Below are 19,732 nucleotides of genomic sequence, written 5' to 3' on the forward strand. Positions count from 1 at the left end.
ATAGTTCATAGCGTTAGGCCATCGCTGCAGCGGGAACTCCAGGCTTTGCGTGGAAAAACACATGCTCCCGGACCGGTCCTACAGCGACCTCTCCAATTTCCTCATAGCCCTGTCGTTTATAGAACTCCAGATAGTTCGGGTTGCCAGTGTCGAGTACGACACCCTTGGACGTCTCATCGACCGCACACCACGCATGCAACGCTGCCATCAATTGCTCCCCCAGATGATGCCCTTGATATTCCGGATGAATGCCCAACAAAGGCAGGACATGCACAGCGTCGGAGGGGATGCAGGCCTGGACGTCCTGGTGATACTCCAGATAACGCCGGGTACAGTTGAAGCCGGCACTACAGACCATGCGCAGGCGCCACGCCCAGCTTTCGGTAATTTCCAGACGACGCTGGGGCGGCGTGATCAGGGCGACGCCCACCAGGCGATCTTCAACGAACAGCCCCATGGCAGGCAGGTCCTGAAGGAAATGCTGATTGACCAGCTCGCGAATCGTAGCCCGCACTCGATGCTCGTAGCCGGCCCGCTGGGCGTTGAATAAAAAGGCAAAGCTCGGTTCATGGCGGTAGGCGTGATACAGCAGTGAACGTGTCTCGCGGCTGTAGGTGCTGTCGAGCTGGCGAACGTCGGCAGTGGATTCGGACATGCAGTGGACCTCGTTAATACCGCGCTGTCATGGGTGCAGCGTTACAAGCTTCGAGTAACGGGCGCCGCTGACAGTTCAACCCTGTTCTTGCAGCGTAGCATCGGCTAGGCTTTGCGTTTTTTCGTCAGGATCGCACGCCATGAAAATCGTCTCGTTCAACATCAACGGTCTGCGTGCCCGACCGCATCAACTGGCAGCACTGATCGACAAGCATCAGCCAGACGTCATTGGCCTGCAGGAAACCAAGGTCTCCGACGAGCAATTTCCCCAGGCCGAGATCGAAGCACTGGGCTACCACGTGCACTTTCACGGACAAAAAGGCCACTACGGCGTTGCCCTGCTCTCGCGCCAGGCACCACTGACCGTGCACAAAGGCTTCGACGGCGATGATGAAGAAGCCCAGAAGCGTTTTATCTGGGGCACTTTCGCCGACGCCAACGGCTTGCCGGTGACCATCATGAATGGCTACTTCCCCCAGGGCGAAAGCCGCGACCACCCGACCAAATTCCCGGCCAAACAGCGTTTCTACAACGATCTGCAGCAGTTGCTGGAAGGCCAGTTCAAGAACGACCAGCCGTTGGTGGTCATGGGCGACGTGAACATCTCTCCCCAGGATTGTGATATCGGCATCGGCCCGGATAATGCCAAGCGCTGGCTGAAGACCGGCAAGTGCAGCTTCCTGCCGGAAGAGCGCGAGTGGATGGAACGCCTCAAGGCCTGGGGCCTGGTGGACAGCTTCCGTCACCTCTACCCCGAAGTGATTGATCAGTTCAGTTGGTTCGACTACCGCAGTCGTGGCTTCGAGGACTCGCCCAAGCGTGGCCTGCGCATCGACCTGATCATGGCTTCCAGGGGCCTGGAGCCAAGGATCAAGGCAGCGGGCGTCGACTACGAACTGCGTGGCATGGAAAAGCCTTCGGACCATGCGCCGATCTGGCTGGAATTGAGCTAAGCCAGCGTGATCTGACCAGCGGGACAGTTTTGTCACCGCCCGTCATATTCCCGCAACGAGACTGTCTTATTCTCCCGGCACTTTCTGTCCTGCAGAGGTGCCGCAAATGCCGCGCACTCTTACTTTTCGTACCCTTTCACTGTTGGCGCTGCTGGGCGCAGTGGTGTTTTCTGTCGCTGCTTCGGCGGCTCTGCCCTTGCCTGCCCAAGGCACGACCGCCCTGCGTATCCAGGGCTCCAACACCATCGGTGCGGAACTGGGGCCCGCCCTGGTTGAAGGGCTGTTGCGCAAACAAGGCCTGCAACAAGTGCATCGCGAACCGGGCAATACTGCCAACGAAGTCAACGTCATCGCCACGGCCACGAATGGGCAAATCGTCAGCGTCAGCGTGGCGGCCCATGGTTCGACCACAGGTTTTGCCGCACTCAAGGCCGGTAGCGCCGATCTGGCCGCCTCCTCCCGACCGATCAAGGACAAGGAAATCAGCGAGCTGAGCGGCATCGGCGATCTGCGCAGCGCCAAGGCCGAGCAGACCATCGCCATAGACGGCGTCGCGGTGATCCTCCATCCCGGCAATCCGCTGCGGGAGCTCAATACTGTGCAACTGGCGCAGATATTCTCCGGACAGGTGCAGAACTGGGAAGAAGTCGGCGGCACCGGGGGCGCCATTCACCTGTACGCCCGGGATGAACAGTCCGGCACCTTTGATACCTTCAGCGAGCTGGTACTGGCCAGGAATGGCAAAAGCCTTTCACGCACGGCCAGGCGCTTCGAGTCCAGCGAGCAACTGTCCGACGCAGTCAGCCAGGATCGCCAGGGCATCGGTTTTATCGGCCTGCCCTACGTGCGCCGGGCCAAGGCCCTGGCGATCATCGACGGTGACTCCAAAGCCATGCTGCCAACCATCAGCCTGATCGCCACCGAGGACTACCCGCTGTCGCGGCGTCTGTACTTCTATTTGCCTGCCGAACTGCATCAACCCTGGGCTCAGGCCCTGGTAGCCTTCGCACAAAGTGCGGAAGGCCAGGCCATCGTCGCGCAGAACGGTTTTGTCGCCCAGACCGTGCAGCCGATCAAGGTGCAACCCACCGCGCAGATGCCCGCGCAATATCAGGCCCTGACCCGCCAGGCCGAGCGTTTGTCTGTCAATTTTCGCTTCGCCCAGGGCAGCGCCCGCCTCGACAGCAAGGCGCAACGTGATCTCAAGAGGGTTGCCGACTACCTGAACAAACGCGACCGCCACGATCAGCGAGTCACGCTGGTGGGCTTCGGTGACGCCAAGGATGATCCGGCTCGCGCGACCTTGCTGTCGAAACTGCGGGCCATGGCGGTACGGCGCGAGCTGATGAAAAACGGCGTCAACCCCAACGATGTACTCGGTTTCGGCGACGAAATGCCAGTGGCCGCCAACGATGTCGACGACGGGCGGATCAAGAATCGTCGGGTTGAGGTGTGGGTCAATTAGCGGCAAGTGATACATACACAACAGGTGGGACCGGCCTTAGCCGGGACGCGGCCTGTCTGATCACGGAAATATCGCGAAGACACCGGCCCTTTCCCGGCTAAAGCCGGCCCCACGGACATCGCTCCTGCTACAACGGGAGTGATGCCTTTCTCAACGTCGCTCGCTACGCAACATCTCCTTGGGTACATGCTTGCCGATCTCGTACTTGCCGATCGCCGCGCGATGCACTTCGTCCGGGCCGTCAGCCAGGCGCAGGGTGCGTTGCATGGCGTACATGTAGGCCAGCGGGAAGTCGTTGGACACCCCGGCACCGCCGTGGATCTGGATAGCCCGGTCGATCACCCGCAGCGCGACATTGGGCGCCACCACCTTGATCTGGGCGATTTCGCTTTTCGCCACCTTGTTGCCGACGGTATCCATCATGTACGCCGCCTTGAGGGTCAGCAGGCGGGCCATGTCGATCTCCATGCGCGAGTCGGCGATCTTGTCGACGTTACCGCCCAGGCGCGCCAGGGGACGACCGAAGGCTTCGCGGCTGACCGCACGCTTGCACATCAACTCCAGCGCCCGCTCGGCCATACCGATGGAGCGCATGCAATGGTGAATTCGACCCGGGCCCAGGCGCCCCTGGGCAATCTCGAAGCCCCGGCCCTCGCCCAGCAACACATTTTCATAAGGCACGCGCACGTTGTCGAACAGCACTTCGGCGTGGCCGTGGGGCGCGTCGTCGTAACCGAACACCGGCAGGGGGCGCACAATGGTTACCCCCGGTGCGTCAGTGGGTACCAGAATCATCGAGTGCTGGGCATGACGCGGGCCGTCCGGATCGCTGAGCCCCATGAAGATCATCACTTTGCAGCGCGGATCGCAGGCGCCGGAAGTCCACCATTTGCGACCGTTGATCACCCATTCATCGCCCTGGCGTTCAGCACGAGCGGCCATATTGGTAGCGTCGGACGAGGCCACATCCGGTTCGGTCATTGCGAAAGCCGAGCGGATATCCCCGCGCAGCAGCGGCTCCAGCCACTGGCGCTTCTGCGCATCACTGCCGTAACGCACCAGCACTTCCATGTTGCCGGTGTCCGGCGCCGAGCAATTGAACGGCTCCGGCCCCAGCAATGAACGACCCATGATTTCCGCCAAAGGCGCATATTCAAGGTTGGTCAGGCCCGCACCCAGCTCGGACTCCGGCAGGAACAGGTTCCACAAGCCCTCGGCCTTGGCCTTGGCTTTGAGCTCGTCCATGATCGCCGTCGGCTGCCAGCGGTCGCCTTCACTGACCTGACGCTCGAACACCGGCTCGGCCGGATAAACATAGGTATCCATAAACGCGGTGACGCGCTCACGCAATTCCTGAACCTTGGGGGAGTACGCAAAATCCATGAGAGCTACCTTCGCAATGAGGGATCGGTTGTCATGGAAACGATGCTAGAGCAGCGATCTGCATTTATCTAACCTATTCTCAGCGTGTATAAACATTCATAACCGATATATGATCGACTGATTGAGCAGTTCACAAAAACAATAAGGAAGGCGCCCCATGAACCTGAGCAAGGTCGATCTGAACCTATTCATTGTCTTCGACGCGATCTACACCGAAGCCAACCTGACCCGCGCCGGCCAGATTGTCGGCATTACCCAGCCCGCCGTGTCCAATGCCCTGGCCCGCCTGCGTGAAACCTTCAACGATCCGCTGTTCGTGCGCACTGCCCAAGGCATGGTGCCGACGCCCATGGCCCAGAACATCATCGGCCCGGTGCGCAATGCCCTGTCATTGCTGCGTGTGTCGGTGCAGGAAAGCCGCATCTTCAATCCGTTGCAGGCAAACAAGAACTACCGCATCAGCATGACCGACCTCACCGAAGCGGTGATCCTGCCGCTGCTGTTCCAGCGCCTGCGTCGCCTGGCGCCCACCGTGACCATCGAGAGTTTCCTTTCCAAGCGTCGCGAGACCACCAAGGAACTGGCCGCCGGGCGTCTTGACTTCGCCGTCGACGCACCGCTCAACACAGACCCGCAGGTGCGTCACGTCAAGCTGATGGAAGACCGCTACGTGTGTGCCATGCGCAAGGGCCATCCGTTGGCGCACAAGGAGGCCTTCGTTCTTGATGACTACCTGTCCCTGACTCACATTCATATTTCCAGTCGTCGCAGCGGCCTCGGTCATGTTGATCTGGCCCTGGGCAAGATGGGCATCCAGCGCAAGATCGCCCTGCGCTCGCAGCATTACCTGATGGCGTCCCAGGTGTTGCAGCAAACCGATATGGTCATGACCGTGCCGGAGCGCTTTGCACGGCGTAATGACCTGCACTATGTCTATGTCCCGGTCAACGACGTACCCACCGTGGAAACTCACCTGTACTGGCACGAAAGTACCGACCAGGATCCGGCCAACCGTTGGATGCGCGAGCAGATCATTGAGCTGTGTCAATGGGTCACGGCCCAAGAGAAGAAGCTCGAAAAAACCTTGGAATCAAACGCTATCTAATTGTTTTAGAACAGATAGCACCAATTAAAGTATTTTCGAGAATAACGAATATCGCCAAATGTGCAGGCAGCATGCTTGACGTATACGTCAAGCACACCTTAGGTTAATGGCACGCTTCCATCGAGCCTTGCCATGAGCAGTCAGACCTACAGCATTTCCGACCTCGCCCGGGAGCTGGATATCACCACCCGGGCCATCCGTTTCTACGAAGAGCAAGGCATGCTCGCCCCCGAAAGACGTGGCCTGGAGCGGATCTACTCGGCCCGGGACAAGGTCACCCTCAAGCTGATCCTGCGGGGTAAACGCATCGGCTTCTCCCTGGCCGAATGCCGCGAACTCATTGAGCTTTACGATCCCAGCGGCGGCAATCAGAAGCAACTGACCACCATGCTCGGCAAGATCGAAGAACGTCGCGGGCAACTGGAACAGCAACTGCTCGACATCCAGCAAATGCAGCTGGAACTGGATACCGCCGAAGAGCGATGCCGCACCGAACTTGAAAAGATTTCTTTAAGTTCAATAGCTTAAGAAATATTTCTCGAAAAGTAATTAATTGGAGCCCGTCATGTCCCTGCCTCAATCCGTGCGTCTGGTGGAGGTCGGTCCTCGCGACGGCCTGCAGAACGAAGCCAACCCGGTGAGCATCACCGACAAGGTCAACCTGGTGAATGACCTGACCGACGCCGGGATGCGCCACATTGAAGTCGGCAGCTTCGTCTCGCCCAGGTGGGTGCCACAGATGGCCGGCTCCGCAGAGGTCTTCGCCGCTATCGGGAAGCGCCCGGGAGTCATCTACTCGGCCCTGACGCCGAACCTGCGAGGTCTCGAAGACGCCCTTGCCGCCGGAGTACGGGAGGTCGCGGTATTTGCGGCGGCTTCGCAAGCCTTCTCGCAACGCAATATCAACTGTTCGATCAAGGAGAGCCTGGAACGGTTCGTGCCGATCATGGATACCGCGCGCGCTCATGGCATTCAGGTGCGCGGCTATGTGTCTTGCGTGCTGGGCTGCCCCTATGAGGGTGTTATCAGCCCGCAACAGGTCGCGGCTGTTGCCCGTGAGTTGCTCGATATGGGCTGCTACGAGATATCTCTGGGCGATACCATCGGCACTGGCACGCCGGGGGCAACCCGCACCCTGCTGGACGTCGTGGCGGCTCATGTCCCGCGCGAGCAATTGGCCGGGCATTTCCATGACACCTATGGTCAGGCCCTGGCCAATATCTACGCCAGCCTGCTGGAAGGCGTCAGCGTTTTCGACAGCTCGGTCGCCGGACTGGGTGGCTGCCCTTACGCAAAAGGTGCCAGCGGCAACGTCGCCAGCGAAGACGTGCTGTACATGCTCAATGGCCTGGGCATCGAATCCGGTGTTGACCTGGATCGCCTGATAGCCGCCGGCCAGGGCATTTCGAAAGCTTTGGGCCGGACCAATGGCTCCAGAGTGGCGCGAGCTCGTTTGTCGGCCTGAAGTGCGACAAGTTGTCACAGAGTGTTACCCTGAGGCCATCGCCACCCTGTAACGGGTAACACGGAAACAGATTCAGCCCTGGAAAACGGGCCGAGAAAAACAGAGAAACCGGCAACTCATTGTTTTTAAAGGACTTATAAAAACTGGCACGGCTTCTGCTATATCTTCGGTACAACAAAAATAAAAAAGCATGCAGTACCCCAATAAAAACAATACGTATCGGCTCTGACACAACAAGAACAACACGGACAGAGACGCAGCTAACAGATTTTTTTGGAGTGGATGGCTTTACGGAACCCATTGGGTTCGCGACCTGGCACAGAACAATAAAACTACCCCAAGGTAGCGACAGACAGGTTGGATCGGGCTTCGCCAGAAGCAGATGAAAGCAGCATCAGCGCTCAAAAAAATACGTTTGCTCTTGACCCCGAATGGGGGTCGCTTACAAAGCAGCCAGAGGGCAGGTCGCCAAAAACAACAATAGGCCACCCAAAACAAAAAGAGCATGCAAACAAACTTGAAGGGGAGCTTAGGCTCCCCTTCGTGCTTTCCAACATCCTTCCTACAATCTCCTCGCCCCCCCTATCCGCCATGCACTCATCAATTGACCTCAACCCGCAACAGGTTTACGTTAACGTAAAGGTCATAGCCATCCAGCCAATAACAACAGGACTGCCCCTTTATGAATTACCCCAGCCTGAATTTCGCCCTGGGCGAAACCATCGACATGCTGCGTGACCAGGTAAAAGCCTTCGTCGCCGCTGAAATCACTCCTCGCGCTGCCCAGATTGACCGGGACAACCTGTTCCCTGCCGACCTCTGGCGCAAACTCGGTGATATGGGCCTGCTGGGCATTACCGTGGAGGAAGAATACGGTGGCACCGGCTTGAGTTACCTGGCCCACGTAGTGGCCATGGAAGAAATCAGCCGCGGCTCTGCCTCGGTGGCGCTGTCCTACGGCGCTCACTCCAATCTGTGCGTGAACCAGATCAAGCGCAACGGCAATGCCGGGCAGAAAGCCAGGTATCTGCCCAAGTTGATCAGCGGCGAACATGTCGGCGCGTTGGCCATGAGCGAACCCAATGCCGGCTCCGACGTCGTGTCGATGCGCCTGCGCGCCGACAAGCGTGGCGATCGCTTCGTGCTCAACGGCAGCAAGACCTGGATCACCAACGGCCCTGACGCCAATACCTACGTAATCTATGCCAAGACCGAGCCGGAAAAGGCCGCCCACGGCATCAGCGCTTTTATCGTCGAGCGCGACTGGAAAGGCTTCAGCCGTGGCAACAAATTCGACAAGCTGGGCATGCGCGGCTCCAATACCTGCGAGCTATTCTTCGATGACGTCGAAGTACCCGAGGAAAATCTGCTCGGCGCCCTCAATGGCGGGGTCAAGGTGTTGATGAGCGGCCTGGACTATGAGCGCGTGGTGCTCTCCGGCGGCCCCACCGGAATCATGCAGGCCTGCCTGGACGTCGTGCTGCCCTATATCCACGATCGCAAACAGTTCGGCCAGAGCATCGGCGAATTCCAGTTGATCCAGGGCAAGGTTGCCGACATGTACACCCAGCTCAACGCCAGCCGCGCCTACCTGTATGCCGTGGCCCAGGCCTGTGAGCGCGGCGAAACCACGCGCAAGGACGCCGCCGGGGTGATTCTCTACACCGCCGAGCGCGCCACGCAAATGGCCCTGGATGCCATCCAGATTCTGGGTGGCAACGGCTATATCAACGAATTCCCCGCCGGACGCCTTCTGCGCGACGCCAAGCTTTATGAGATCGGAGCGGGCACCAGCGAGATTCGGCGCATGTTGATCGGCCGCGAACTGTTCAACGAAACCCGCTGAAGCCACCGGACTGACTGGAGTAACCCATGGCTATCCTGCCGACTCATATCAATGCGCGTTCGCCGGAATTCATTCAGAACAGCGCCAGCCTGCTGGAGCTGGTCAAGGACCTGCAACAGAAGCTGGGCAAAATCCATCAGGGCGGTGGCCAGGTCGCCCAGGAGCGTCATACGTCTCGCGGCAAGCTGCTGCCACGGCAGCGCATCAACCGCCTGCTCGATGTCGGCTCGCCTTTCCTGGAAGTCGCGCAACTGGCCGCCCATGAGGTCTATGGCGAAGAGGTGCCGGCTGCCGGACTGATCGTCGGCATCGGTCGGGTCGAAGGCGTCGAGTGCATGATCGTCGCCAATGACGCCACGGTAAAAGGCGGCTCCTACTATCCCCTGACGGTTAAAAAGCACCTTCGCGCCCAGACCATTGCCCAGCAAAACCGTTTGCCATGCATCTATCTAGTGGATTCGGGCGGCGCCAACCTGCCACGTCAGGACGAAGTGTTTCCGGATCGCGAGCACTTCGGGCGGATTTTCTTCAATCAGGCCAACATGAGCGCCCAGGGCATCGCCCAGATCGCCGTGGTCATGGGTTCCTGCACGGCTGGTGGTGCCTATGTCCCGGCCATGGCCGACGAAACCATCATGGTCCGCCAGCAGGCAACGATCTTTCTCGCCGGGCCGCCACTGGTCAAGGCCGCCACTGGCGAAGTGGTCAGCGCCGAGGAACTGGGCGGTGCCGATCTGCATTGCCGCACTTCAGGGGTTGCCGACCACTACGCCGATAACGACGAGCACGCCCTGGAACTCGCGAGGCGCTGCATCGCCAACCTCAATTGGCACAAGCAGGGCCGCCTCAACAGCCTGGCGCCCATCGCGCCGCTGTATCCCGGCGACGAGCTGTATGGCGTGATACCCGCCGACGCCAAGCACCCCTTCGACGTGCGTGAAGTCATTGCGCGACTGGTCGATGGCTCGGTCTTCGATGAGTTCAAGGCGCTGTTCGGTACCACCCTGGTCTGCGGTTTTGCCCATTTGCACGGCTACCCCATCGCCATCCTGGCCAATAACGGCATTCTGTTCGCAGAAGCGGCCCAGAAAGGCGCGCATTTTATCGAACTGGCCTGCCAGCGCGGCATTCCCCTGCTGTTCCTGCAGAACATCACCGGCTTCATGGTCGGGCAGAAATACGAGGCCGGCGGCATCGCCAAGCATGGCGCCAAGCTGGTCACCGCCGTCGCCTGCGCCAAGGTGCCGAAATTCACCGTAATCATCGGCGGCAGCTTCGGCGCCGGTAACTACGGCATGTGCGGCCGCGCCTATGACCCGCGCATGCTGTGGATGTGGCCCAACGCGCGGATTGGCGTGATGGGCGGCGAGCAGGCCGCCGGGGTGCTGGTGCAGGTCAAGCGTGAACAGGCCGAACGCAACGGCTTGCCCTTCAGCGCCGCGCAGGAAGCCGAGATCAAGCAACCGATACTCGATCAATACGAACATCAGGGCCATCCCTACTACTCCAGCGCCCGGCTGTGGGACGACGGTGTCATCGACCCGGCACAGACCCGCGACATTCTGGCCCTGGCCCTGTCCGCCGCCCTCAACGCCCCTATCGAGCCGACCACTTTCGGCCTTTTCCGGATGTGACCCATGAGCGACTTCCATACCCTCGAACTGATTGGCGATCCGCGCGGCTTCGCGACTCTGTGGTTGAACCGCCCGGAAAAAAACAACGCCTTCAATGCCCAGATGATCCGCGAGCTGATTGTCGCCCTGGACCAGTTGCAGGCTGACCCGAGCCTGCGCTTCCTGCTGATTCGCGGCCGTGGCAAACACTTCAGCGCCGGCGCCGATCTGGCCTGGATGCAGCAGTCAGCCAACCTCGACTACAACACCAATCTGGATGACGCCCGGGAACTGGCCGAGCTGATGTACAACCTCGAACGCCTGAAGATGCCTTCCCTGGCGGTGGTCCAGGGCGCGGCTTTTGGCGGGGCCCTGGGCCTGATCAGTTGCTGCGACATGGCCATTGCCGCCGACGACGCGCAGTTCTGCCTGTCGGAAGTGCGCTTTGGCCTGGCCCCGGCAGTGATCAGTCCGTTTGTCGTGCAAGCCATGGGGAAACGAGCGGCGCGGCGTTATGCCCTGACCGCCGAGCGCTTTGACGGTGCGCGGGCGCAGCAACTGGGTTTGATTGCCGAATGTTACCCGGCAGTGGAGCTGGAGCAACAGGTCGAGCAATGGATCGACAACCTGCTGCTCAACAGCCCCCAGGCTATGCGCACGAGCAAAGCTTTGCTACGGGAAATGGGCGATGGCGAGCTGACTGCGGCGCGCCGTCGCTACTGCGAAAACACCATAGCCCGCATCCGTATCAGCGGCGAAGGCCAGGAAGGTCTGCGTGCCTTCCTCGAGAAGCGTCCACCCAACTGGCAGCCCCGGAAAAAGGAGTCGCGCCCATGAGCGCCCCGACCACACTCACCACCCTGCTGGTAGCCAACCGTGGCGAAATCGCCTGCCGCATCATGCGCACCGCCAAACAGCTTGGCCTGACCACCGTCGCCGTACACAGCGACATTGACCGCGAAGCCCGCCATAGCCGCGAAGCCGATATCCGCGTTGACCTGGGCGGCAGCAAGGCCACCGACAGCTACCTGATGATCGACAAACTGATCGCCGCCGCCCAGGCCAGCGGCGCCCAGGCGATTCACCCCGGTTACGGCTTTCTTTCGGAAAACGCCGGATTCGCCCGGGCCGTGGAGCAGGCCGGGCTGATCTTCCTTGGCCCGCCCTCCTCGGCCATCGACGCCATGGGTAGCAAATCCGCAGCCAAGCGCCTGATGGAAGAAGCCGGTGTACCACTGGTGCCGGGCTATCATGGCGAAGCCCAGGATATCGACACCTTCCGTGCCGCCGCCGAACGCATAGGCTATCCGGTGTTGCTCAAGGCTACCGCCGGTGGCGGCGGCAAAGGCATGAAGGTAGTGGAACATCCCGACGAGTTGGCCGAAGCCCTGGCTTCAGGTCAGCGTGAGGCGCTGTCTTCGTTTGGCGACTCGCGCATGCTGGTGGAGAAATACCTGCTCAAGCCCCGGCATATCGAGATCCAGGTCTTTGCCGATCAACAGGGCCATTGCCTGTACCTCAACGAGCGCGACTGCTCGATTCAGCGCCGTCATCAGAAAGTCGTCGAAGAAGCCCCGGCTCCCGGCCTCAATCAGCAACTGCGCGAGGCCATGGGCGAAGCCGCCGTGCGGGCGGCACAAGCCATCGGCTATGTCGGCGCCGGAACCGTGGAATTCCTGCTCGACTCGCGGGGCGAATTCTTCTTTATGGAAATGAACACGCGGCTGCAGGTCGAGCACCCGGTGACCGAGTTCATTACCGGCCTGGATCTGGTGGAATGGCAGCTTCGTGTAGCCCAGGGCCAGCCACTGCCTTTGACTCAGGAACAGGTGCCCTTGATCGGCCATGCCATCGAAGTGCGCCTGTATGCCGAGGACCCTGACCATGACTTCCTCCCCGCCACCGGCCATCTTGAAGTCTATCGCGAGTCGCAGCCTGGCATCGGTCGGCGCATCGACAGCGGTGTTGCCGAAGGCGACAGCATCTCTCCCTTCTACGACCCAATGCTCGGCAAACTGATAGCCTGGGGCGAAAACCGCGAACAGGCGCGCCTGCGTCTACTGGCCATGCTCGACGAATTCCTGGTGGCCGGGGTCAGGACCAACCTGCGCTTCCTGCGCAAAATCATCAGCCACCCGGCCTTTGCTGCGGCCGAACTGGACACCGGTTTCATTCCGCACTATCAGGCCGACCTGCTGCCACCGCCCTCGCCACTGGACGACAGGTTCTGGCAGGCAGCCGCTGCGGCTTATCTGCAAAGCGAACCCGGGCGCATCCGTCAGGACGATGCCCATTCCCCCTGGACGGCGAGCGATGGCCTGCGCGTCGGACTGCCTGCGGAGATCGATCTGCACCTGAGCTGTAACGATCAGCAACAATGCGTCCGCCCTGCCAGCGGCAGCATGCAACTGCAAGGCGAGCACCTGTCGATCGAGCAGAACGGCATCCGCCGCCAGCACCTGGCCCTGCGCCGTGGTGCGACCCTGTACCTGCAATGGCAAGGTGAACTGCATGCCATCCGCCGTTACGACCCGATAGCCGCCGTCGACGCCCGGCATGCACCGGAAGGCGGCCTCAGCGCGCCCATGAACGGCAGCATCGTGCGGGTATTGGTCGAGGTCGGCCAGCCGGTCGAGGCCGGCACGCAACTGGTGGTGTTGGAAGCCATGAAAATGGAACACAGCATCCGCGCCAGGCAGGCCGGCACGGTCAAGGCGCTGTATTGCAGTGAGGGGGAGATGGTGAGCGAAGGCACAGTGTTGGTGGAACTGAGTCAAGAAGACTGACGCAATGCCGTTGGAGCGAGGCTTGCCCGCGAATCGCATCTTTGGTCGACATTTGCGTCGACGGGGCCGATGCGTTCGCGGGCAAGCCTCTCTCCAACGGCTCCCTTTTACGCCGCTACCTCATATAACTTCGGCAACTCAACCTCGCCGCTGACCAGGCTCTGGCGCATCCGCGCCGCCTGCAATGCCGCAGCCTTCATCGCACTTTCCTTGACGTGACCATAACCACGAATGCGCTCCGGCAGACGTGCCAGGCTCAGCGCCGTGTGGCGGTTCTTTTCGGACAGATGCTGCATGATCAGCTGAATATCGCCGACATAGCTGGCAATCAATTCCCGCTCCTGGCGCCGTTCCAGGCTGCGCCCGAACGGATCGAAGGCGGTACCACGGAGGAATTTGAAACGGGCCAGCACATCGAAGGCTTTCAGCATCCATGGCCCGAAGCTGCGTTTACGTGGCAGCCCGTTGTTCGGATCGCGCTTGGCCAGCCAGGACGGCGCCAGATGAAACTCCAGGCGGTAATCCCCTTCGAACTGCGCCTCAAGTTGACGAGTGAACTCGCCATTGCTGTACAGCCGCGCAACCTCGTATTCGTCCTTGTAAGCCAGCAACTTGAAGTAGTTGAACGCCACCGCTTCGCCAAGCACGGCCTGTTGACCGGGGAAGCGTGCAGCTTCGACCTGACGCACCCGCTCCACCAGAGTCCGGTAATCCTCGGCATAAGCGCTGTTCTGGTAGTCGGTGAGAATGCGCACATTGGCTTCGATGCGCTGATCAAGGGTCAGATCCTCAAGCGCTGGCTCGCTGACTGCGCCAGGATTGGCCGCGGCCACGACCGCTGGCAGATCATGGACGGCACGACGGCCCCAGAGAAACGCCTGCTGATTGAGTTTGACCGCCACACCGTTAAGCTCGATGGCCTTTTCAATGGCCGCCGAAGTCAACGGAATCAATCCCAATTGATAGGCATAACCGAGCATGAACAGGTTGCTGGCGATGCTGTCGCCCATCAGTTTGGTAGCCAGGTCGGTGGCTTCGACGAAGTGGGTCTTTTGCGCGCCCACCGCATCGCGAATGCTCTGCTTCATGGCTTCGGCCGGAAATTCGGCGTCCGGATTACGGGTGAACTCGGCGGTCGGGGTCTGCTGGCTATTGACCACGGCATGGGAACTGGCCACGTTCAGCTTGGCCAAGGCATCCGGCCCTGCTGCAACCAATAGGTCGCAGCCCAAGAGCAGATGGGCTTCGCCCGCCGGAATACGCACGGCAAACAGATCGGCCTGATGGGCAGCGATGCGGATATGGCTGACCACGGGGCCGAACTTCTGCGCCAGACCGGCCTGATCCAGCACGCTGCAGCCCTTGCCTTCCAGATTGGCGGCAAAGCCGAGCATTGCACCCACCGTGGTCACGCCGGTGCCACCCACACCCGGCAGAAGGATATTGAAGGGCTTGTCCAGGCTTGGCAGCCGAGGCTCCGGCAATTGCGCAAAGGCAGCAACCTGCACCGGCAATTCGGGCTTGCGCAGGCGACCGCCATGCACGGTGACGAAGCTTGGGCAGAACCCTTCGACGCAGCTGAAATCCTTGTTGCAGGCGCTCTGGTCGATCTCCCGCTTGCGTCCCTGGGCGGTTTCCTTCGGCAATACCGACAGGCAACCGGACTTGGCGCCGCAATCGCCGCAGCCTTCGCACACGGCAGGGTTGATGAGGGCGCGCTTTTCCAGGTCAGGCATGGTGCCGCGCTTGCGCCGCCGACGCTTCTCCGTGGCACAGGTCTGGTCGTAAATGATCACCGAGACGCCCTTGAATTCACGCAGCTCTTTCTGCACGGCGTCCAGGTCACGGCGGTGGTGGAAACTGGTGATCGGCGCGAAAGCCTCGCGGCTCGGGTATTTATCCGGATCATCAGAGACCAGGGCAATACGCTTGACGCCTTCGTTGAACACCTGGCGACTGAGCTGATCGACCCGTAGCACGCCGTCGATAGGCTGACCACCGGTCATGGCCACGGCGTCGTTATACAGAATCTTGTAGGTGATATTGACCCCGGAAGCCACCGCCGCCCGTAGCGCCAGGTGCCCGGAGTGGAAGTAAGTACCGTCACCGAGGTTCTGGAACACGTGGGGCGTTTCGGTAAAGGGTGCCTGGCCGATCCAGGTCACGCCCTCGCCCCCCATCTGGGTGAAGGTTTCGGTTTCCCGATCCATCCAGATGGTCATGTAATGGCAACCGATCCCGGCCAGGGCGCGGCTGCCTTCCGGTACCCGGGTCGAGGTATTGTGCGGGCAGCCTGAACAGAAATGCGGCGTGCGCTGGGTCGTGAACAGCGGCGCCTGCAGAGCCTTTTCCTTTTCGCTGAGGAATTGCAGGCGTGACTCGATCTGCGGGCTGCTGTAGAACGGCGCGAGGCGCTTGGCGATGACCCGGGCGATCATGGCCGGTGTCAGCTCGCTGAGGTTGGGCAACAGCGAACGACCCTGCTCATCGAACTCGCCGACTACCACCGGGCGGCGCTCCACCGGCCAGTTGTAGAGCTGGCCAGTAAGCTGGTCTTCGATGACGCTGCGTTTTTCCTCGACCACCAGAATCTCGCTGAGGCCTTCGGCAAAGTCGTGCACCGACACCGGTTCCAGGGGCCAGCTCATGCCGACCTTGAGTACGCGGATACCGACCTTGTCGCACAGTTCCAGATCGATACCCAGCTCTTCCAGGGCCTGACGTACATCCAGATAGGACTTGCCAGTGGTGATGATGCCCAGGCGTGGTTGCTGCGAGTCAATCACCACCTTGTTCAACTGATTGGCGCGGGCAAAGGCCCGGGCGGCGTAAATCTTGTAGGTGTTGAGCCGCGCCTCCTGGGCCAGGGGCGGATCGGGCCAGCGAATATGCAGGCCGCCTTCGGGGAGCACGAAATCTTCGGGAATACAGGTCTGTACCCGCAGTGGATCGACTTCCACCACAGCCGAGGAATCGACGTTTTCGGCAATGGTCTTCATCGCCACCCAGCAACCGCTGTAGCGCGACAATTCCCAGCCGATAATGCCGTAATCGAGGATTTCCTGGACGTTACTGGGATTGAGCACCGGAATCATTGAGGCGATAAAGGCATGCTCGCTCTGATGCGCGATGGTCGACGACTTGCAGCCATGATCGTCACCGGCCAGCACCAGCACGCCGCCATGCTCGGAGGTGCCGGCGGAGTTGGCGTGCTTGAACACATCGCCACTGCGATCGACGCCAGGCCCCTTCCCGTACCACAGGGCAAACACCCCGGCGTACTTGCCTTCGGGAAACAGATTGACCTGCTGACTGCCCCATACTGCCGTCGCCGCCAACTCTTCATTGATGCCGGGCTGGAAGTGAATGGCGTTCTGTTGCAGGTAATCCTTGGCGTCCCACAGGCTCTTGTCGAGGTTCCCCAATGGCGAGCCGCGGTAGCCGGAGATAAACCCGGCAGTGTTCAGGCCACGGGCTTCATCGCGCTGTTTTTGCAGCATCGGCAGGCGGGTCAGGGCCTGGGTACCAGTCAGGTACAGATTGCCGGTAGCGAGGCGGTACTTATCATCCAGACGAATATCAGCCAAAGACATTCGAGACTCCCTTGTTTTTATTATCGAGATGTCGAGTAGCCGGGACGGTCGACCCGGCGGTCACAAGCAAAATACTGCCTGTTGCCGGCGGGCTTTTTCTTTCTAAATGCCAGCGAATTCGCTGATACTGCGCATGATCGTTTCTATAAAAACAAGATAAAGGGTCAATTCATGCAGGTAAAACTCAGCCCCATCGACCGCAAGATCCTGCGCCTGCTGCAGCACGATGCTGATCTCTCCGCTGCGCAAATCGCCGAACGGGTCGAGCTGTCGCAATCACCGTGCTGGCGGCGCATCAATCGCTTGCAGGAAGAAGGCGTGATCGAACGCAAGGTCGCCCTGCTCAACCCGCGCAAGCTTGGGCTGACCATGACGGTGTTCGTCGATGTGAAACTATCCGGACATGGACGGCGCTTTCTCGCTGAATTCGAGGAGGCCATCATCGGCTTCCCGGAGGTGCTGGAGTGCTACACGATGGCCGGGAATATGGATTTCATGCTCAAGGTGGTGGTGCAGGATATCGCCAGCTATGAGCGCTTTCTGCGCGATCACCTGCTACAGAGCCCGCATGTGCAGGAGGCTCACTCGAACATCGCCATGAGCGAGGTCAAGCGCACCACGGAACTGCCGTTGGACTGAGCTTTGCGCGCGAGCAGCAGACGGCGTTTCAAGCCAGCGCCGCAGGAAGATGATAATTATTTTCAATAGGAGTGAAAATAATCTTTGACTTGCAAATGATAATGATTATTATTGCAAGCAACTGGCCGCAAGGTCAGTTGGGTAACCCGGGAGTCTTAGGTCGGCTCCTGGATTATCTCCTCATCAGGCTAATCACGGTTTTTGACCCGGCTTTTTGCCGGGTCTTTTTTTTTAGGTCTTTCTCGTTGCTTCAGGCTAATGAAGACGTGTCGTTTTACGATGGCGCGGATCATAGCAAAGATCATTGAACCCGAACCCCATGAAGGCACTCAAAAGTCCGGTTGGTAGCATTAAAATGGCATTTGATGAAAATTATCACTTGATAATTATTCGCATTTGTCTATCCTGTTACAGCGTCAAGGATGATGCCCCCTTCGATGGAACGAACCCCCTCCGAAGATCTGCGAGCCATTCATTATGAGTAGCCAGCTTTCTTGGTACCGCTTGCCCAATCCCGAAATCGCCCCTGCCGATTCGCGCACCCTCGAACTGTGTCGCGGCCTCAGCCGGCTGTCCCGGCGTACCCGGCAGATTTTCCTGCTCAGCCGCGCCGATGGCATGGCGTATGCCGATATCGCCAGTTTCCTTGAGATCGATCTGCGCCAGGTGGAACACGCCATGGTCAAGGCCCTCTTGCAGTGCGGCGACAAGACTGCCGACACCCAGGCCGCCGTGGGCTGGTATGTGCATTTGCAAAGCCCTCAGGCTACCCCCAGCCAGCGTATCGAATTCCGTCACTGGCTCGACGCCGCGCCGGAAAATCTGCGCGCATTCGAAGCCACGGAACAGCTCTGGCGCAAGCTTTTACCTGCCGCCGAACATCTGGCCAGCAGCCGCTGGTATCAGCGCAAACGCCGGGCCTATATAGGCTGGTATCTGCTGACCGCATTCGTCTGCAGCCTGCTGGTAACCGCTGAAGCGTTCTCCTTGAGTTTCTAATCCGTGTAAAGTGGCGCGATTCACGCAACAAGGATCACTCCGTGCCACTTACCATCAGTACCGATTTTGATAGCGGCAATATCGACGTTGTCGACGCCAGCAATCCCACCGACATCAAGCTGGCCATCCGCCCCGACACACGCAGCGAGCACTTCCAGTGGTTTCACTTCAAGGTCGACGGCATGCAAGTCGGTCAGAGCCACGCCTTCAGCCTGGGCAATGCCCATGAGTCCAGCTATAGCCACGCCTGGACCGGCTATAACGCCGTTGCCTCTTACGATCAGGTCAGCTGGTTCCGTGTACCGAGTCAGTTCGATGGCCGTGCCCTGAACTTCAGCATCGCCCCCGAACAGCCGCAGATCTGGTTTGCCTATTTCGAACCCTATAGCCGCGCGCGCCATGACTGGCTGATCCGTCAGGCTCTGGAGGGGGCCGGTACACAACTGCTGGCCACGGGCAAGAGCGTCGAGGGCCGCGATATCCCCCTGCTGCGCAAAGGCGATGGCAGCGCGGGCAAGCGGGCGATCTGGATCATTGCCCAGCAGCACCCCGGCGAGCATATGGCCGAGTGGTTCATGGAAGGCATCATTGAGCGCCTGCAACAGCGCAACGACCCGGTACTCGACAGCCTGCTCGCCGCCGCCGACCTGTATCTGGTGCCGAACATGAACCCGGACGGCGCCTTCCACGGCCATCTGCGCACCAATGCCTGCGGCAAGGACCTCAATCGCGCCTGGCAGGACTCCACTCCTGAACTGAGCCCCGAGGTGTTTTTCATCAAGCAGGAGATGGAAAAGTACGGCGTTGATATGTTCCTCGATGTTCACGGCGACGAAGCCATTCCTTATGTCTTCACCGCCGCCTGCGAAGGCAACCCCGGCTATACGCCGCAACAGGCCGAGCTGGAAGCGCATTTCCGCAAGCGCCTGGGAGAAATCACCGTCGACTTCCAGAGCGTCCATGGCTACACGCGCTCGGCACCCGGCAAGGCCAATATGAACCTGGCCTGCAATAGCGTCGGCGAGCGCTTCAAATGCCTGGCCATGACCCTGGAAATGCCGTTCAAGGACAACGACAACGCGCCGGATATCCGCACCGGATGGTCAGGTAGGCGCTCGGCACAGTTGGCCAAGGATGTGCTGACCACCCTGTCGGAAATGGTCCCGGTGTTGCGCTGAGAAATATTTCGACAAAATAATTGGGACTTCATGGAATAGACTCCGGGTAGCGA

15 protein-coding genes are annotated in these 19,732 nt (G+C 60.0%); 12 read left to right on the top strand and 3 right to left on the bottom strand.

All coding sequences use genetic code 11. The annotated features are described in order from the left end of the window. Positions 1-13: 13 nt before the first annotated feature. The gene (locus ACCD02_RS05020; protein ID WP_413299020.1) at positions 14-655 is read right to left on the bottom strand and encodes a GNAT family N-acetyltransferase; all 642 of its coding nucleotides are present in this window, start codon (positions 653-655) and stop codon (positions 14-16) included. A 139-nt stretch (positions 656-794) separates the two neighbouring features. On the opposite strand from ACCD02_RS05020, the gene xthA reads away from it, so the two are divergent. After that, positions 795-1,607, top strand: coding sequence for an exodeoxyribonuclease III (gene xthA / locus ACCD02_RS05025; protein WP_413299022.1), 813 nt, complete (start codon positions 795-797; stop codon positions 1,605-1,607). A gap of 106 nt (positions 1,608-1,713) precedes the next feature. Further along, positions 1,714-3,072, top strand: a complete 1,359-nt coding sequence (locus ACCD02_RS05030) for a substrate-binding domain-containing protein (RefSeq protein ID WP_413299024.1) — start codon at positions 1,714-1,716, stop codon at positions 3,070-3,072. 150 nt (positions 3,073-3,222) lie between these two features. On the opposite strand, the gene ACCD02_RS05035 is transcribed toward ACCD02_RS05030, so the two are convergent. Then, positions 3,223-4,455, bottom strand: coding sequence for an acyl-CoA dehydrogenase (locus ACCD02_RS05035; RefSeq protein WP_413299026.1), 1,233 nt, complete (start codon positions 4,453-4,455; stop codon positions 3,223-3,225). A 157-nt stretch (positions 4,456-4,612) separates the two neighbouring features. On the opposite strand from ACCD02_RS05035, the gene ACCD02_RS05040 reads away from it, so the two are divergent. The 7 genes from ACCD02_RS05040 (at position 4,613) to ACCD02_RS05070 (ending at position 13,270) form a co-directional block, all read left to right on the top strand. Further along, on the top strand, positions 4,613-5,560 hold the full coding sequence (locus ACCD02_RS05040; RefSeq protein ID WP_413299028.1) for a LysR family transcriptional regulator: 948 nt from the start codon (positions 4,613-4,615) through the stop codon (positions 5,558-5,560). Between the two features lie 132 nt (positions 5,561-5,692). Continuing rightward, on the top strand, positions 5,693-6,088 hold the full coding sequence (locus ACCD02_RS05045) for a MerR family transcriptional regulator (protein WP_413299030.1): 396 nt from the start codon (positions 5,693-5,695) through the stop codon (positions 6,086-6,088). A gap of 37 nt (positions 6,089-6,125) precedes the next feature. Continuing rightward, positions 6,126-7,025, top strand: coding sequence for a hydroxymethylglutaryl-CoA lyase (locus ACCD02_RS05050; RefSeq protein WP_413299032.1), 900 nt, complete (start codon positions 6,126-6,128; stop codon positions 7,023-7,025). A 682-nt stretch (positions 7,026-7,707) separates the two neighbouring features. Further along, positions 7,708-8,871 carry an isovaleryl-CoA dehydrogenase gene (locus tag ACCD02_RS05055; RefSeq protein ID WP_413299034.1) on the top strand — a complete coding sequence of 388 codons (1,164 nt, stop codon included), beginning with the start codon at positions 7,708-7,710 and terminating at the stop codon, positions 8,869-8,871. A gap of 26 nt (positions 8,872-8,897) precedes the next feature. After that, the gene (locus tag ACCD02_RS05060; RefSeq protein WP_413299036.1) at positions 8,898-10,505 is read left to right on the top strand and encodes a carboxyl transferase domain-containing protein; all 1,608 of its coding nucleotides are present in this window, start codon (positions 8,898-8,900) and stop codon (positions 10,503-10,505) included. A 3-nt stretch (positions 10,506-10,508) separates the two neighbouring features. Next, entirely contained in the window at positions 10,509-11,321 is an 813-nt protein-coding gene (locus ACCD02_RS05065) for a gamma-carboxygeranoyl-CoA hydratase (RefSeq protein ID WP_413299038.1), read from the top strand. Next, positions 11,318-13,270 (top strand): acetyl/propionyl/methylcrotonyl-CoA carboxylase subunit alpha, encoded by a 1,953-nt coding sequence (locus ACCD02_RS05070; protein WP_413299040.1) that lies wholly within the window; start codon positions 11,318-11,320, stop codon positions 13,268-13,270. Before ACCD02_RS05065 ends, ACCD02_RS05070 begins: the two co-directional genes overlap by 4 nt. A 107-nt stretch (positions 13,271-13,377) precedes the next feature. Here ACCD02_RS05070 and ACCD02_RS05075 read toward each other — a convergent pair whose 3' ends face one another. Beyond that, entirely contained in the window at positions 13,378-16,863 is a 3,486-nt protein-coding gene (locus ACCD02_RS05075) for an indolepyruvate ferredoxin oxidoreductase family protein (protein WP_413299042.1), read from the bottom strand. 171 nt (positions 16,864-17,034) lie between these two features. Between ACCD02_RS05075 and ACCD02_RS05080 the strand changes: the two genes are divergently transcribed. The 3 genes from ACCD02_RS05080 to ACCD02_RS05090 all read left to right on the top strand — a co-directional run bounded on the left by ACCD02_RS05080 (position 17,035) and on the right by ACCD02_RS05090 (position 19,679). After that, entirely contained in the window at positions 17,035-17,502 is a 468-nt protein-coding gene (locus ACCD02_RS05080) for an Lrp/AsnC family transcriptional regulator (RefSeq protein ID WP_413299044.1), read from the top strand. 477 nt (positions 17,503-17,979) lie between these two features. Further along, on the top strand, positions 17,980-18,501 hold the full coding sequence (locus tag ACCD02_RS05085; protein WP_413299046.1) for a DUF4880 domain-containing protein: 522 nt from the start codon (positions 17,980-17,982) through the stop codon (positions 18,499-18,501). Between the two features lie 41 nt (positions 18,502-18,542). Next, on the top strand, positions 18,543-19,679 hold the full coding sequence (locus ACCD02_RS05090; RefSeq protein WP_413299048.1) for a M14-type cytosolic carboxypeptidase: 1,137 nt from the start codon (positions 18,543-18,545) through the stop codon (positions 19,677-19,679). Positions 19,680-19,732 lie beyond the last annotated feature (53 nt).

It is taken from the genome of Pseudomonas sp. Pseusp88 (assembly GCF_047303955.1).
Lineage (GTDB): Bacteria > Pseudomonadota > Gammaproteobacteria > Pseudomonadales > Pseudomonadaceae > Aquipseudomonas.